Genomic DNA, 15,254 nt, shown 5'->3' with positions numbered 1-15,254 from the left:
CAAAGCCGGGTTTTATCGGGAAAACGGGCGAGACCTGCGGCAAAAGCCGCACGGGGCGACGAATAGGGAAGGCGCGAGGGTATAAGAAAATGTCGCCTCGTGCCAAGTGCCGCGGTTAGGGAAAGTGTTCGTCAGACATCCGGTCGCCTGAAAGTGCCGCGCTCAGTACGCTTTTCATGTAACGAAGTGCTACAGTTATGTACACGCAGAGGCACTTAGCCATCTTCGCTCGGCAAGTCGGTCGTCGTTTTACATCGTCGCGTCGCACGGTGGCAATTACTGCCGATTCTGTAACAGTTTCAAATTGCTTCAGAACCTTATGCGACATGCTTCACGCCGCGGAAACCCGGACGTTTCCTAATGCACTGGCGTGGGTTATAAAGGCTGCTTATGTCCTCCAAAAGGGGTGGGGAATGGATTCAAAAGAGAAACAACTGACGGAACTGCTCGGGCTCACGGCTCGCACCCTCACGCACCTCACCGCTTCCATGACATCGATGTCGTTCGAGCTGATGCGCAGTGAAGACGAGGTGACACGCTCGGCAGGTCGCCGGATGATCGATCGCATGGCGACCATCAGTGCTGGGCTGGATGACCATTGGCGTTTGATCGGGGAGCTCACCGGCGTTCAAGTGTCACAGGAACAAGTCGAAACCGTTCACGAGATTCAGATGCAGCGCAAAGTGGTCACGCCTATTGGCGGTTCCGCTTCCTGAGTCTTTTCATGTGAGTCCCTCCTTTTCGCTCGGGTGAGCTATCGGCTCGCCTGATGCTGTCCGATTCACGGCACTGACGTTTCTGGCGAAGTGCCGTGCCAGGCTCCATAGTTTTGTTTCCGCGATCACGCTGATCGCCATACAAGAATATGAGACTGGCGATGACCAAGACTCTCCACCACCGTGCTTGTCACTTGTGTGAGGCCATTTGCGGCCTGACTATCGAAACCACACGCGAAGACGACGCGTCGGTGCGTATCAGTTCGATCAAGGGCGATGCGCAGGACACGTTCAGTCGAGGGCATATCTGTCCCAAAGCGGTGGCGCTGCAAGACATTCAGAACGACCCTGATCGTCTGCGTCAGCCCATGCGCCGTGTCGGTGATGAGTGGCGGCCTATCGAATGGGAAGCGGCCTTCGAGCTGGTTGCCGAACGTTTCCATGACATCCAGCAACGTCATGGGCAAAACGCCGTCGCCGTGTACCAGGGCAATCCCAGCGTGCACAACTATGGGTTGATGACCCATAGCAATTACTTTCTCGGTTTGCTCAAGACCCGCAATCGCTTTTCCGCGACATCGGTTGATCAATTGCCCCATCATTTGACCAGCTACCTCATGTACGGCCACGGCCTGCTGCTGCCCATCGCCGACATCGATCACACCGATTTCATGTTGATCCTGGGCGGCAACCCGCTCGCGTCCAACGGCAGCATCATGACCGTGCCTGACGTCGAGAAGCGCTTGAAGGCCATTCAGGCCCGCGGCGGCAAGGTGGTGGTGGTCGATCCACGTCGCAGCGAGACCGCTTCCATCGCCGACCAGCATCTCTTCATCCGTCCCGGCGGCGATGCCGCGCTGTTGTTTGGCGTGTTGCACACACTCTTCGCAGAAGGGCTGACCCGTGAGACCCACTTGCCTGTCGATGGCCTGGAGGAAGTGCGCGCCGCCGTTGCGCCTATGGATGCCGACGCCATGAGCCAGCGCTGCGGCGTCCCGGCTGAGCAGATTCGACAGCTGGCCAGAGACTTTGCGGGCGCCAATAGTGCGGTGTGTTACGGGCGCATGGGCATTTCCACCCAGGCATTCGGCACGGTTTGCCACTGGCTGGTGCAATTGATCAACCTGGTCACGGGCAACCTCGACCGCGTCGGCGGGGCCTTGTGCACGGAGCCTGCGCTGGACCTGGTGGCTTCCACCTCAGGGGGCGGATTCAATCGCTGGCAGAGTCGCGTATCCGGGCTGCCGGAGTACGGCGGTGAATTGCCAGTCTCGGCCCTGGCAGAAGAGATGCTGACCGAGGGCGAAGGGCAGGTGAGGGCGTTGGTGACGGTCGCCGGTAACCCCGTGTTATCCACGCCTAACGGTCGTCGCCTCGATCAGGCGCTGGAGGGGCTGGAGTTCATGGTCAGCATCGATCTCTACATCAACGAAACCACGCGCCACGCCGACCTGATCCTGCCCTCGACTTCGGCGCTTGAGAATGATCACTACGACACGACCTTCAACATGTTCGCCGTGCGCAACGTCACGCGTTTCAACCGCGCCATCCTCGCCAAACCCGAAGGCGCGCTGCATGACTGGGAGATTTTCGTGGGGCTGGCCAAGGCCTTCGCCTCGAAAGCCGAGCGGGAACTGAAGCCGACGATTCCACCGGCGCAGATCGTGGATCGTGGTCTGCGTGCCGGGCTTTACGGGGATGCGTCCGACTTCAAGCTGTCGTTGGAAACGCTCTACGATCATTCTCACGGCCTGGACCTCGGAGCGCTGAAACCTAACCTCGCGGCACGGCTACGTACCGCCAACCAGCGGATACAGGCGGCACCGGAGGTGATCCTCGCCGACCTCGTCCGCTTCGCAACGCTGCCCGCGCCGCAAAGCGGGGAGCTCTTACTGATCGGGCGCCGCCACGTGCGCAGCAACAACTCGTGGATGCATAACTATCACCGCCTGGTCAAAGGCAAGCCACGGCACCAGTTATTGATGAACCCTCAGGATCTGACCAGCCGAGGTTTGAGCGATGGGCAGCGAGTTCGCGTGAGTTCGCGGGTGGGCGTGATTGAAGTTGAAGTGATGGGCAGCACGGACATGATGCCGGGCGTCGTGAGTCTTCCACACGGTTGGGGACACGGGCGTCCTGGCGTAAAAATGGACATCGCTCGCGATCAACCTGGAGAAAGCGCCAACGACCTGACCGACGAACGGCAGATGGACGCGGTGTCCGGCAACGCTGCGCTGAATGGGGTGCCGGTGACTGTCGCGGCGGCATGACGCTCATCATATTTATCGGGTCGATTAAAGCCAAGACCGAGCGTTACGCTAGGGATTCCGTTACAATGCGCCACCGTGTCGACTCATACAGTCGTAAAGTTAAGCCGAGGTGCTCCATGGATATCATCGAAACGATCAAAGACCAGATTGCCAAAAACACCGTTCTGCTTTACATGAAAGGCGCTCCGAATGCCCCACAATGCGGCTTCTCGGCCAAGGCGTCTCAGGCATTGATGGCGTGTGGCGAAAAGTTCGCGTACGTCGATATCCTGCAGAACCCTGAGATCCGCGCCAACCTGCCGAAGTACGCCAACTGGCCGACGTTCCCACAGCTGTGGGTGGACGGTGAGCTGGTAGGCGGTAGCGATATCATCGTTGAGATGCATGCCGACGGTTCGCTGCAGAAGCTGGTCAAGGAAGCGGTTGAGAAGAACGCTACTGCTTGATTCAGTCTGGTATTCGAAAAGCCCCGCTTGGTGTTGAGTCAGGCGGGGCTTTTTTGGTTTTTGGTTTTTGGTTTTTGGTTTTTTGTTTTTTGGTTTTTATTGGTGCTGATGAGGTTTGAATATCCGTTGTCTGTGTCGGCGCTGATGGGCTCTGGCTAACGCCAGACCTGTTCCGCCTTCGGCGGGTTACTTGAAAAGACCCCAAGTAACCAAGGGTCTGAGCTCCTGGTTTGGCCTCGACTTCGTCGAGGTTCCTTCACTTCGGCGACGCTCCGTGGGCCCGCGCCGAACGGACATCCATGTCCTGACGGCGCTCTCGCGGCATCCATGCCGCTCGGCCCACTGCGCGCCGCCTGCGTTCAGCCTGCACCCAAGTCGCGTTCTGCGGCGTCTGATCTATCTCGTATAAAGATCAAGATCAAAAGCAAACATTGATCTTGGCTTCCCCCCGATCTCTTGTAGGAGCAGTCGGAGGTTACGATGGCCGCGAACGCGGTGAGTCAGGCACGGTTGGGGTGTCAGTTATACCGCTTTCGCCACTGTCGTAACCTCCAGCAGCTCCCACAGGTTCTGCGTCAGGTTTGAGAGTCCTGATCCTGCCTTTGCCCCGATCTCTTGTAGGAGCAGTCGGAGGTTACGACGGCCGCGAACGCGGTGGGTCAGGTACGGTTGGGGGGGGCAGTTATACGGCTTTCGCCACTGTCGTACCTCCAGCAGCTCCCACAGGTTCTGCGTTAGGTTTGAGAGTCCTGATCCTGTATTTGCCCCGATCTCTTGTAGGAGCAGTCGGAGGTTACGACGGCCGCGAACGCGGTGGGTCAGGCACGGTTGGGGTGTCAGTTATACCGCTTTCGCCACTGTCGTAACCTCCAGCAGCTCCCACAGGTTCTGCGTCAGGTTTGAGATCCTGATCCTGCCTTTGCCCCGATCTCTTGTAGGAGCAGTCGGAGGTTACGACGGGCGCGAACGCGGTGGGTCAGGCACGGTTGGGGTGTCAGTTACACCGCTTTCGCCACTGTCGTAACCTCCAGCAGCTCCCACAGGTTCTGCGTCAGGTTTGAGAGTCCTGATCCTGTATTTGCCCCGATCTCTTGTAGGAGCAGTCGGAGGTTACGACGGCCGCGAACGCGGTGGGTCAGGCACGGTTGGGGTGTCAGTTATACCGCTTTCGCCACTGTCGTAACCTCCAGCAGCTCCCACAGGTTCTGCGTCAGGTTTGAGATCCTGATCCTGCCTTTGCCCCGATCTCTTGTAGGAGCAGTCGGAGGTTATGACGGCCGCGAACGCGGTGGGTCAGGCACGGTTGGGGTGTCAGTTATACGGCTTTCGCCACTGTCGTAACCTCCAGCAGCTCCCACAGGTTCTGCGTCAGGTTTGAGATCCTGATCCTGCCTTTGCCCCGATCTCTTGTAGGAGCAGTCGGAGGTTATGACGGCCGCGAACGCGGTGGGTCAGGCACGGTTGGGGTGTCAGTTATACGGCTTTCGCCACTGTCGTAACCTCCAGCAGCTCCCACAGGTTCTGAGTAAGGTTTGAGATCCTGATCCTGTATTTGCCCCGATCTCTTGTAGGAGCAGTCGGAGGTTACGACGGCCGCGAACGCGGTGGGTCAGGTACGGGTGGGGTGTCAGTTATACGGCTTTCGCCACTGTCGTAACCTCCAGCAGCTCCCACAGGTTCTGCGTCAGATTTGAGATCCTGATCCTGATCCTGATCCTGATCCTGATCCTGACCCTGATCTTGCCTTTGCCCTTTGGCAGAACGCACTGGCTCCCACCGCCGAAAGGGACCTGAAACACCTTCAGAAGCAAAAAAGCCCCACCTGACTCAACACCAGGCGGGGCTTTTATCTGGGCGAAAACCGATATCAGTCTTCTTCGCCCATCTGCGATTGCAGGTAATTCTCGATGCCGACCTTGTCGATCAGGCCCAGCTGCGTTTCCAGCCAGTCGATGTGTTCTTCTTCCGACTCGAGGATGTCTTCCAGCATCTCACGACTACCGAAGTCACCCACTGTTTCGCAATGTGCAATGGCCGCTTTGAGATCAGCGTGACCCTTACGCTCGATCTTCAGGTCGCACTCCAGCATTTCCTTGGTGTGCTCGCCGATCAGGATCTTGCCCAGGTCCTGCAGGTTCGGCAGGCCTTCCAGGAAGAGGATGCGCTTGATCAGCTTGTCAGCGTGTTTCATCTCATCGATGGATTCTTTGTACTCGTGCTTGCCCAGCTTGTTCAGGCCCCAATCTTCGTACATGCGTGCATGCAGGAAGTACTGGTTGATAGCGACCAGCTCGTTTCCGAGGATCTTGTTGAGATGCTGGATGACGGTAATGTCGCCTTTCATGATCGAGGTCCTGTCGAAGATGTTTATCTATAAGGCACAAGTTTGAGCCTCCAATAAACACCTGTCAAACCTAAGTGATTGAATAATAAATGAAAATAAATAGAAATAAGAATGTTTGTGTTCCGCATCTTATCGCTAACCGATTGAATTACAGGCATAAAAAAACCGGACACAAGGTCCGGTTCTTCAAAAACGGTTGAATCAGGCGGCAGAAAATTCCGCGGGGTAGGCAAGTGCGGCCTGTGTCGTTTGCAGTTCGGTCAGGGTTTCACGCACCACTTCCTTCGCCAGGCAGGCACATTTCCCACATTTGCTCGCGACACCCAGGGTCTCGCGCACTTCACGATAACTGCAGCATCCTTCCATGATTGCTTCGCGGATTTGTCCGTCGGTAACACCTTGGCAGAGGCAGACATACATAGAGAAAGGACCGTCGCTGAGTGATTGGCTCAATGCCACGGATACTAATGTTAATGAGAATGCTTGTCAAAACTACTTCATGCGCATCAGATGACGGCCGATGAGTGGTCAGTTATCGGCATTTGCCAGGCGTAAAAAAACCGGCCGATTGGCCGGTTTCTGGTCGTGCGCGAACGTCAGTCGTCGAAGTCGTGCCAGCCGCCCATTTCCTTCCAGCGGTTGACGATGCCGCAGAACAACTCGGCAGTTTTCTCGGTGTCGTAACGCGCCGAGTGGGCCTCGCGACCGTCGAAGTCGATGTCAGCGGACTGACAGGCCTTTGCAAGTACGGTCTGTCCGTAGGCAAGCCCGGCGAGCGTCGCGGTGTCGAAGCTGGAGAACGGGTGGAAGGGGTTGCGCTTCATGTCCAGCCGCGCGACTGCAGCGTTGAGGAAGCCCAGGTCGAAACTGGCGTTGTGACCCACCAGAATGGCCCGCTTGCAACCGTTGGCCTTCAGGGCCTTGCGCACGCCACGAAAAATATCGGTCAGCGCGGTTTCTTCGCTCACGGCCATGCGCAACGGGTGATCGAGCTTGATGCCGGTGAATTCCAGGGCAGCGGCTTCGATGTTGGCGCCTTCGAACGGCTCGACACGGAAGAAGTAGGTGTGTTCGGGGAACACAAAGCCTTTGTCGTCCATGCCGATGGTGGTCGCGGCAATTTCCAGCAATGCGTCGGTGGCCGAGTTGAAACCGCCGGTTTCTACATCGACAACGACTGGCAGGTAGCCGCGAAAGCGGGCTGCCATCGGATGCCTGGAGCTGGTTCCGCCGCCAGAGCCTTCCTGATCGTCGTCGTAATGGTCTTCACTCACGCGTGTTCCTCCAGCAGGCGCCAGCGCAGTGTCTCACCGGCGCGCAGCGGGATAACGGACAGCTCGCCGAAGGGCAGGCTGGTCGGGGCGGTCCATTCTTCACGAACCAGAGTAATGGTGTCGGTGTTCGCTGGCAGGCCGTAGAACGCCGGGCCATTGCGACTGGCGAAGCCTTCCAGCTTGTCCAGCGCATTGCGCTGTTCGAACGCTTCGGCATACAGCTCGATCGCGGCATACGCGGTGTAGCAGCCGGCACAACCGCAAGCGGCTTCCTTGGCATGCTGCGCGTGAGGCGCCGAGTCAGTGCCCAGGAAGAACTTGCTGCTGCCGCTGGTGGCGGCATCCAGCAGCGCGACCTGATGCGTGTTGCGCTTCAGGATCGGCAGGCAATAGAAGTGCGGACGGATACCGCCAACCAGCATGTGGTTGCGGTTATACAGCAGGTGATGCGCAGTGATGGTCGCGCCAACGTTGGCCGAAGCTTCGTTGACGAATTGCACCGCGTCGGCCGTGGTGATGTGTTCGAACACCACTTTGAGTGTCGGGAAGCGCTCGACCACACGACGCATGTGTTCATCGATGAAGATTTTTTCGCGGTCGAACACGTCGATGTCGCCACGCGTCACCTCGCCGTGGATCAATAGCGGCATGCCAACTTCTGCCATGGCTTCGAGCACCGGGAAAATCTTGTCGATGCTGGTCACGCCGGAATCGGAGTTGGTCGTGGCACCGGCCGGGTAAAGCTTGGCGGCGTGGACGAAGCCCGTGGCCTTGGCGGCACTGATGTCCGCAGGCTGAGTCAGGTCGGTGAGGTAAAGCACCATCAAAGGCTCGAAGCGGCTGCCTGCCGGGCGTGCGGCGAGGATGCGCTGGCGGTAGGCATCAGCTTCCTGCGCATTGCGTACCGGCGGCACGAGGTTCGGCATGATGATGGCGCGGCTAAAGGTGCGCGCTACGTCAGCGACGGTATGGGGCAAGACGGCGCCATCACGAAGATGGATGTGCCAGTCGTCGGGGCGCAGGAGGGTCAGGCGTTCGGACATTGGGGATTCCAGGCGGGTCAAACTCGCTGGGAATGCTACCGGAAAAGACTCTTCCAGGCACTCGCTATCAAGTTTTGTAGGAAGTAACCGATAGACACGTGTAAGCGATAAATTTTGTAACGCGGTGAATTTTTTGTGGAGCCTCCCGTGCGCCAGCGATATCTAGCCCTGCTCAGCGTGTTTGCCAGCCTGCCGGCCATGGCTCTCACTTTCCAGACACGTCTGGAGAATATCGAGTGGAAGGTAGAAGGCGATCAGTTCGAATGCCGCCTTAGCCAGCCGATCACCGATTTCGGCGCGGGCGAGTTCGTGCGTCGTGCGGGTGAACAAGCGACTTTCCGACTGAAGGCGTCCGGCTACAGCCTCGCCTCCGGGTCGGCAACGCTGATTGCGGCTGCCGCGCCGTGGCAGCCCGGCCGAAGTGATCTCAATCTCGGTGCGGTAAAAGTCGGCAATGGTGACATTCCGTTTAACACCAGCCAGGCCCAGGCCGGCCGTTTGATCGCCGGTTTGATGGAAGGGCGCAGTCCCGTGATTCGCCACGTCCTGCGTGATGGCGGCGGGGCGATGGAAGTGCGCTTGCTTCCGGTCAAGTTCAGCCATGCGTACGCTGACTTTCAAGTCTGCACCGCCAAACTGCTGCCCATGAACTTCGAGCAAGTGCGGCAGGCCGAAATCGGGTTTCCGGGAGGCGGCATCGACCTCGATGCTCAAGCCAAACGTCGCCTCGATACGGTGTTGGCTTATATGAAGGCCGATCCTTCGGTGAACCGTGTCGAGCTGGACGGGCATTCGGATAACAGCGGCAATCGTCTGACCAACCGTGACCTGTCGCGTCGCCGTGCATTGGCCGTCATGGACTACCTGAAGGCCCAGGGCGTGCCGGAAGAGCAGATCACCCTGCGCTTTCATGGCGAGCAATACCCCTTGGTCCCCAACACCAACAACGCCAATCGCGCGCGCAATCGCCGGGTGAATATCCATCTGGACCGCGTCGCCGAGCAGAAACCTGCGGTGGCCCCGACCGCCGCGCCCGCGCCAGTTCCTGCGTCGACCCCTGTACCACCGCCGACGGCTGCCCCGGCACCCACGGCCGCATCCGGCACTCCGGCCGCCAAGACTTCCTGACCGCGCTGCAACCGTCGTCTGTTCGACAGATTCTGTCGCTTCGTCGTCAGAAGCTGTCGCGACACTGTAATTCCACGGGTTTGAACGGTAGAATCAGCGGTTTTCCGTACAACGCGTTGGAGTGATGGCATGGCGGACGTTAACAAGGTAGTTCTCGCGTATTCCGGTGGCCTGGATACTTCGGTAATCCTCAAGTGGCTGCAGGATACGTACAACTGCGAAGTGGTGACCTTTACGGCTGACCTGGGTCAGGGTGAAGAAGTCGAGCCAGCACGCGCCAAGGCGCAAGCCATGGGCGTAAAAGAAATTTACATCGACGATCTGCGCGAAGAATTCGTGCGCGATTTCGTGTTCCCGATGTTCCGCGCCAACACCGTCTATGAAGGCGAGTACCTGCTGGGTACCTCCATCGCCCGTCCTCTGATTGCCAAGCGTCTGATCGAAATCGCCAACGAAACCGGCGCCGACGCCATTTCCCACGGCGCGACCGGCAAGGGTAACGACCAGGTGCGTTTCGAACTGGGTGCCTACGCGCTCAAACCAGGTGTGAAAGTGATCGCCCCTTGGCGCGAGTGGGACCTGCTGTCCCGCGAGAAGTTGATGGATTACGCCGAGAAGCATGCAATCCCGATCGAGCGTCACGGCAAGAAGAAATCTCCGTACTCGATGGACGCCAACCTGCTGCACATTTCTTATGAAGGCGGCGTGCTGGAAGACACCTGGACCGAGCATGAAGAAGACATGTGGCGTTGGACCGTTTCCCCGGAAAAGGCTCCCGACAAGGCGCAGTACCTGGAACTGACCTACCGCAACGGCGACATCGTCGCGCTGGATGGCGTCGAAATGAGCCCGGCCACCGTGCTGGCGACCCTGAACCGCATCGGTGGCGAACACGGCATCGGCCGTCTGGACATCGTCGAGAACCGCTACGTCGGCATGAAGTCCCGCGGCTGCTACGAAACCCCGGGCGGCACCATCATGCTCAAGGCGCACCGCGCCATCGAGTCGATTACCCTGGACCGTGAAGTCGCTCACCTCAAGGATGAGCTGATGCCGAAGTACGCCAGCCTCATCTACACCGGTTACTGGTGGAGCCCTGAGCGTCTGATGCTGCAGCAGATGATCGACGCGTCGCAAGCTCACGTGAACGGTGTCGTCCGCCTGAAACTGTACAAAGGTAACGTCATCGTCACGGGCCGCAAGTCCGACGATTCGCTGTTCGATGCCAACATCGCGACCTTCGAAGAAGACGGCGGCGCTTACAACCAGGCAGACGCCGCTGGCTTCATCAAGCTCAATGCACTGCGTATGCGCATTGCCGCGAACAAGAACCGCAAGTTGTTCTGATCGCCGTCAACGTGTCGAGGTGCAGCCCCGCCCGGGGCTGCACCGTTCTTTCAGATCCTGCTTGCGCTCACGCAGCATTGCGGGCGTCTCCAATTCGTTTATCCCTTGCTTGATGACCGCTATTTCTCCGGCTCCGACACATCCGAAGATGGATGTCGGCAAGCGTCGATTTTTTCCGTGTTCTTGAACTCGAAGCGATACGCCTTACCGATGTTCCAGACATCACGCACGCTCAGATCAAGCAACTGTGCAATTTCCTGCGCGGTATAACCCAGCGAGGAGTAGTGCATGGCATGACCGGCGACAGAATCATCCACCATAACCGTGTCATGGCTACGGGCAGGCCTTGATCTTACCGGGCGGCTGTAGAGGATCTTAAGGCCGTTCTCGTTCGCCAGACGCTTGATCTCTTTGCGGTTCATCCGCAACGAGTACTGGAGCGCCGAGACGCCCGCGCCTTTCGCGACCAGACCTTTGAGTTGTTCAAGTTTGGCGTTCATCTGCGCTTCAGGATCCACCGCTTGGGCCATCTTTGCCGCCTCGCAGGCCATTTCTCCGGACTCACCCTCCGGGACCACGTTAATGACACCGCCCTGGGCGACGTATTGCTCTATCGCTTCAGCTATTTTCAGAGGTTCGGAGGTGATCGCTGAAAACACTCCTGTTTTTTTAGTCATGGTTTATTCCTTTGAACAAGTTTCATATAGACGGCCTTATCGCCGGCCGTTGTCCGTCATCAACTATTTTCAGGGCGGGACAGGCTTCTTCGAGCCGGCCGAACCCTGCTCGCGCTTGAAGTCCAGGCAAGGAAATAGAAAGGTGATTAAGGGCAAATGTTGATTCGGTTAAAACAGCTAATGAAGGTCGGTAGTTGTCGAAAACCGAAAGGTTGTTTGCAGAAAAAAGTAACGACTGGAAATAGTTTTGGCAAGTAAAAAATCAAATTACGGCCATTTGAGTTTTGTTATTTTTTAGAGTCTTACAGGAGGGATCTTGCGGTCTGTTAGTTGTGTAGTATTTTTCTGGTTTGCGCGAAGTTTGCTGGATTTACAGAGTGGGATGGTATTACGTGGGTGGCGGAAGGGCTGTATCAATAAAATGTTAATTAAGAGAAGCCTGTTTGTATAGCGTATGAATGGTGTTTTTTGAACTGTTAGCGAGTTTGTCGGCTCTCGCGATGTTTTGTCAGCAGGCGCTGCGGCGGAGCGCACCCGATTAGGGGTTTTCGGATTAATCCGATCATCTTGTAGTCCATTTCTCTAAATAAATATGTATGAGGAAAAGCATTTTCAGGTGTGTAATTTTTCAACGCGACGCAGGGGTATTGAGCCGGAAGGGAGTCGCAATACTTTATGGAGGTTCTCGACTCGCATGTTCCGCGGATCCGCTTATCCTCTCAGTGAGGGATACGGATTCGTACGGCGACTTCCGAAATGCCAGCGTCAGGTGGACCGGCAGAACGGGAACGCCAGGTTGTCGGCATGGGCCGGCATGAGCTCGGAGAAAAAAGGGCCGCAACGTGTTCGCCTATTCTTTATTCAGCCTTTCCATGGACGGAAAGGTGCGAAGAGGTAATAAATCTGTGAACCGAGTGCTGAAATGTGAACGACCGTCATCCCGGATTCTTCGGAGAGGTTTTTACGTTTCCGACAGGCTCCAATTCAGGAAGCAAACGATATGAATAGCCTCCAAGTAAGGATGGAAAAGTCAGGTTTTGTAGGATCTTTCTGTTGGTTGAGTAGGAAAGGTCTTTGCCTGCTAGTCCGTAGGGAGGAGCGCCATGCAAAGCACTAAACGACTAAGCTATTGTGCGGGCTCTGAAAATTCGAACAGAAAAAAAATGGACTGCTCATGAATAAAGTGTTGATCGTGGATGATCACCCTGTCATTCGGCTCGCTGTACGGATGTTAATGGAGCGTCATGGCTACGAAGTCATCGCCGAGACGGACAACGGCGTGGATGCGCTGCAACTGGCACGCGAGCATTTGCCTGACATCGTCATACTGGACATTGGTATTCCCAAGCTCGACGGCCTGGAGGTCATTGCCCGGTTGACGGCGATGACGCTGCCTTTCAAGGTGTTGATCCTGACGTCTCAGGCGCCTGGGCATTTTTCGATGCGTTGCATGCAGGCGGGCGCTGCGGGATATGTCTGCAAACAGCAAGACCTGACCGAGTTGCTCAGTGCCATCAAGGCGGTATTGTCCGGCTACAGCTATTTTCCAAATCAGGCGCTGCACACGGTGCGTTCGAGTCTGGGGAACGCCAGCGAGGCCGAAATGGTGGATCGTCTATCGGGGCGGGAGATGATGGTCCTGCAGCAGTTGGCTCGGGGAAAAACCAACAAGGAAATTGCCGATGGAATGTTTCTGAGTAATAAAACAGTCAGTACTTATAAAACGCGTCTGCTCCTGAAGCTCAACGCGCATTCGCTGGTGGATCTCATTGAGCTCGCCCAACGTAACGGGCTGGTGTAAAAAAAAGGAGTCCAGGCTCGAAACAGGTGTCAGCGATGTCGCGACGCTGCAGGCAGGAACCATGAATTTTGCCGACAGGCTAAAGCCTCTCAGGTACAAGAGAGGCTTTGAACAACTTTTTTTCGGGGCGTATCAGAGGTCGAAATCGTAATCGGCCAGTTGTTTCTGGAGCCGACGCTCTTCCAGCAGGTTGTCGATGGTGCGGCGCTTGCTGAGATTGGTTTTTGCCGTTTCTACAGGTACTTGGGCGGCGTCGTCGGTATCCCCGGACACGAAGTCGTCCTCTACGTCCATTTGCTCTTTGCCAGTGCTCATCAAGTTGACTCCAGGCTTAGACTGTCATTGGCGGACCTTATAGCGACAAACTTCGACCGGGTAAAAAAGATTTTTTCAATCGATCAACCGTCAAAAACGCTATCGCTCAATCGTCGGATGTCTTTGCCTTGTATTCGCACAGGTCTTCGATCCTGCAACTGCCACACCTTGGCTTGCGGGCGATGCAGACATAACGACCATGCAGGATCAACCAGTGATGGGCGTCGAGGAGATAATCCTTGGGCACGAACTTCATCAGTTTGTTTTCCACTTCAACAACGTTCTTGCCCGGGGCGATTCCGGTGCGGTTGCTGACCCTGAAAATATGCGTGTCCACCGCCATGGCCAACTGGCGGAATGCTGTATTGAGCACGACGTTAGCGGTCTTGCGACCTACGCCCGGTAGCGCTTCCAGCGCTTCTCGGGTTTGCGGTACTTCGCCGCCATGCAGTTCAACCAGCATGCGGCAGGTTTCGATAACGTTCCTGGCCTTGCTGTTGTACAAACCGATGGTCTTGATGTACTCGGACAGCCCGTCGACCCCCAGGTCATAAATCGCCTGGGGGGTGTTGGCGACCGGGTACAGCCTGGCCGTCGCCTTGTTCACGCTGACGTCCGTGGCTTGCGCCGACAGGATCACCGCGATCAGCAGTTCGAACGGCGAACTGTAGGACAGCTCCGTTTTGGGATCGGGATTGTCTTCGTGGAGGCGACGAAAAATTTCCAGACGTTTTGCTGCGTTCATGAAGTGCGCTTTCCCTGAGAAACGGTCGTATCAAGTGTGGCTTCGGGCCTGGTGGCAGGCGTGAGTCAGTCTATGAGCCCTCAAGGGTCTGCAGCGCCTGTTCGGCGTGTGCGACTTCAGCGCTCAATACCGCTATCTGATCAGACGGCAGCTCGGCAGATCGAGCTTTGGCAAGGGCGGCACGGCGCATGGCAAGCTGGATTTTCGCCCTGTTCAAGGCAGCCTTGTCAGGTTTGGCGGCGGGCTCATTGTTGACTGGAGCCACGGTTTGCGTCGCCTGACCGGGTTGCTCAACGCCTTGAAGTGCAGCCAAGGCGCGCTCGGCTTCGTCGAGTTCCCTCTGCAACTCCACCAGCCGCGCGGCCTGTTCTGCAATGGGTGGGTGTCCGAACGCTTTGAGTGACTTGTTCAGCTGTGCGCGGCTCATCGTGACGTCGATGCGTGCCTGCTTCAAAGCTGCGTCGCGGTCAGCCGTCTTCTGCGCCCGAACCCGTTCCAGCGCCGCCTGCACAGGATCTGCCTGAACTGGCGTCGAGGCTGCGGGCTTTCGCTGACGAGCCAGACGTTCGGCCTGGCGCTGTTGTTCTTCCCGTTCCAGTCGCGCGTTGCGCGCTTCGAAGCGCTGACGTGCATGACCGCGCTTCGCCGCTCGCGCCACCCGCTGAGCTTCGTCAAACGCCAACCCACCGACAATCGGCACCACGGTGGCCGATGGCAGAGGCAGCATGTCGATGCAGTCGACGGGGCAGGGTGCCACGCACAGGTCGCAGCCGGTGCACTCGTCGACGATCACGGTGTGCATCAGTTTCGCAGCGCCGACAATGGCATCTACGGGGCAAGCCTGAATGCACTTGGTGCAACCGATGCATTCCGCTTCACGAATGAATGCAACCTGAGGAGGGGCGCTTCCACGTTCGGTGTCCAGTTGCAGGACCGGGACGTTCAACAGGCGCGCTAAAGCTGCGATGGTTTCATCGCCGCCAGGTGGGCATTTGTTGATCGATTCGCCGCTGGCAATGCCTTCGGCGTAGGGCTTGCAGCCGGGGTGGCCACATTTGCCGCATTGGGTCTGCGGCAGGAGGGCATCGATACGCTGAATCAGGCTCATGCTTTGACCAGACCGACGACCCCGGAGGTCGTCGGCCGCG

14 protein-coding genes are annotated in these 15,254 nt (G+C 57.3%); 6 read left to right on the top strand and 8 right to left on the bottom strand.

Annotated features, from left to right (window positions below):
• Positions 1-413 precede the first annotated feature (413 nt).
• The 3 genes from ABDX87_RS07520 to grxD all read left to right on the top strand — a co-directional run bounded on the left by ABDX87_RS07520 (position 414) and on the right by grxD (position 3,432).
• Entirely contained in the window at positions 414-716 is a 303-nt protein-coding gene (locus ABDX87_RS07520; protein WP_062387999.1) for a hypothetical protein, read from the top strand.
• A 161-nt stretch (positions 717-877) separates the two neighbouring features.
• Entirely contained in the window at positions 878-2,986 is a 2,109-nt protein-coding gene (locus ABDX87_RS07515; protein ID WP_346832311.1) for a molybdopterin oxidoreductase family protein, read from the top strand.
• Between the two features lie 116 nt (positions 2,987-3,102).
• Entirely contained in the window at positions 3,103-3,432 is a 330-nt protein-coding gene (gene grxD / locus ABDX87_RS07510) for a Grx4 family monothiol glutaredoxin (protein ID WP_074753148.1), read from the top strand.
• A 1,867-nt stretch (positions 3,433-5,299) separates the two neighbouring features.
• Here the strand turns inward: grxD and bfr are convergent.
• The 4 genes from bfr to pyrC all read right to left on the bottom strand — a co-directional run bounded on the left by bfr (position 5,300) and on the right by pyrC (position 8,093).
• A complete protein-coding gene (gene bfr, locus ABDX87_RS07505) occupies positions 5,300-5,776 on the bottom strand; it encodes a bacterioferritin (protein ID WP_062387988.1) in 477 nt (158 codons plus the stop codon).
• A gap of 201 nt (positions 5,777-5,977) precedes the next feature.
• Entirely contained in the window at positions 5,978-6,196 is a 219-nt protein-coding gene (locus tag ABDX87_RS07500; protein WP_092410435.1) for a bacterioferritin-associated ferredoxin, read from the bottom strand.
• 176 nt (positions 6,197-6,372) lie between these two features.
• Entirely contained in the window at positions 6,373-7,050 is a 678-nt protein-coding gene (gene rnt, locus ABDX87_RS07495) for a ribonuclease T (RefSeq protein ID WP_346832310.1), read from the bottom strand.
• Positions 7,047-8,093, bottom strand: coding sequence for a dihydroorotase (pyrC, locus tag ABDX87_RS07490; protein ID WP_346832309.1), 1,047 nt, complete (start codon positions 8,091-8,093; stop codon positions 7,047-7,049). Before pyrC ends, rnt begins: the two co-directional genes overlap by 4 nt.
• A 147-nt stretch (positions 8,094-8,240) precedes the next feature.
• On the opposite strand from pyrC, the gene ABDX87_RS07485 reads away from it, so the two are divergent.
• Together ABDX87_RS07485 and ABDX87_RS07480 are read left to right on the top strand one after the other, a co-directional pair.
• Positions 8,241-9,221 (top strand): flagellar protein MotY, encoded by a 981-nt coding sequence (locus tag ABDX87_RS07485; RefSeq protein WP_346832308.1) that lies wholly within the window; start codon positions 8,241-8,243, stop codon positions 9,219-9,221.
• A 129-nt stretch (positions 9,222-9,350) separates the two neighbouring features.
• Entirely contained in the window at positions 9,351-10,568 is a 1,218-nt protein-coding gene (locus ABDX87_RS07480) for an argininosuccinate synthase (RefSeq protein WP_346832307.1), read from the top strand.
• Positions 10,569-10,687: 119 nt separating this feature from the next.
• Here ABDX87_RS07480 and ABDX87_RS07475 read toward each other — a convergent pair whose 3' ends face one another.
• On the bottom strand, positions 10,688-11,245 hold the full coding sequence (locus ABDX87_RS07475; protein WP_346832306.1) for a hypothetical protein: 558 nt from the start codon (positions 11,243-11,245) through the stop codon (positions 10,688-10,690).
• 1,174 nt (positions 11,246-12,419) lie between these two features.
• Between ABDX87_RS07475 and ABDX87_RS07470 the strand changes: the two genes are divergently transcribed.
• Entirely contained in the window at positions 12,420-13,046 is a 627-nt protein-coding gene (locus tag ABDX87_RS07470) for a response regulator transcription factor (RefSeq protein WP_074753141.1), read from the top strand.
• A 132-nt stretch (positions 13,047-13,178) separates the two neighbouring features.
• Here ABDX87_RS07470 and ABDX87_RS07465 read toward each other — a convergent pair whose 3' ends face one another.
• The 3 genes from ABDX87_RS07465 to rsxB form a co-directional block, all read right to left on the bottom strand.
• The gene (locus ABDX87_RS07465) at positions 13,179-13,361 is read right to left on the bottom strand and encodes a PA3496 family putative envelope integrity protein (protein ID WP_346832305.1); all 183 of its coding nucleotides are present in this window, start codon (positions 13,359-13,361) and stop codon (positions 13,179-13,181) included.
• 106 nt (positions 13,362-13,467) lie between these two features.
• Complete coding sequence (nth, locus tag ABDX87_RS07460; RefSeq protein WP_346832304.1) at positions 13,468-14,106, bottom strand: endonuclease III; 639 nt, start codon at positions 14,104-14,106, stop codon at positions 13,468-13,470.
• 70 nt (positions 14,107-14,176) lie between these two features.
• Positions 14,177-15,214 (bottom strand): electron transport complex subunit RsxB, encoded by a 1,038-nt coding sequence (gene rsxB / locus ABDX87_RS07455; RefSeq protein WP_346832303.1) that lies wholly within the window; start codon positions 15,212-15,214, stop codon positions 14,177-14,179.
• Positions 15,215-15,254: the final 40 nt, after the last annotated feature.

It is taken from the genome of Pseudomonas abietaniphila (assembly GCF_039697315.1).
GTDB classification, from domain to species: domain Bacteria; phylum Pseudomonadota; class Gammaproteobacteria; order Pseudomonadales; family Pseudomonadaceae; genus Aquipseudomonas; species Aquipseudomonas abietaniphila_B.
Note: the sequence above shows the minus strand (reverse complement) of the source record. Positions and strands in the feature narration are given on the sequence as shown.

What these genes read in the sequence shown, in the direction of transcription:
- ABDX87_RS07465 (WP_346832305.1), bottom strand. Translation starts at nt 13,361, where the DNA reads ATGAGCACTGGCAAAGAGCAAATGGACGTAGAGGACGACTTCGTGTCC.
- pyrC (WP_346832309.1), bottom strand. Translation starts at nt 8,093, where the DNA reads ATGTCCGAACGCCTGACCCTCCTGCGCCCCGACGACTGGCACATCCAT.
- grxD (WP_074753148.1), top strand. Translation starts at nt 3,103, where the DNA reads ATGGATATCATCGAAACGATCAAAGACCAGATTGCCAAAAACACCGTT.
- rsxB (WP_346832303.1), bottom strand. Translation starts at nt 15,214, where the DNA reads ATGAGCCTGATTCAGCGTATCGATGCCCTCCTGCCGCAGACCCAATGC.
- ABDX87_RS07480 (WP_346832307.1), top strand. Translation starts at nt 9,351, where the DNA reads ATGGCGGACGTTAACAAGGTAGTTCTCGCGTATTCCGGTGGCCTGGAT.
- ABDX87_RS07520 (WP_062387999.1), top strand. Translation starts at nt 414, where the DNA reads ATGGATTCAAAAGAGAAACAACTGACGGAACTGCTCGGGCTCACGGCT.
- ABDX87_RS07470 (WP_074753141.1), top strand. Translation starts at nt 12,420, where the DNA reads ATGAATAAAGTGTTGATCGTGGATGATCACCCTGTCATTCGGCTCGCT.
- ABDX87_RS07475 (WP_346832306.1), bottom strand. Translation starts at nt 11,245, where the DNA reads ATGACTAAAAAAACAGGAGTGTTTTCAGCGATCACCTCCGAACCTCTG.
- bfr (WP_062387988.1), bottom strand. Translation starts at nt 5,776, where the DNA reads ATGAAAGGCGACATTACCGTCATCCAGCATCTCAACAAGATCCTCGGA.
- nth (WP_346832304.1), bottom strand. Translation starts at nt 14,106, where the DNA reads ATGAACGCAGCAAAACGTCTGGAAATTTTTCGTCGCCTCCACGAAGAC.
- ABDX87_RS07515 (WP_346832311.1), top strand. Translation starts at nt 878, where the DNA reads ATGACCAAGACTCTCCACCACCGTGCTTGTCACTTGTGTGAGGCCATT.
- ABDX87_RS07500 (WP_092410435.1), bottom strand. Translation starts at nt 6,196, where the DNA reads ATGTATGTCTGCCTCTGCCAAGGTGTTACCGACGGACAAATCCGCGAA.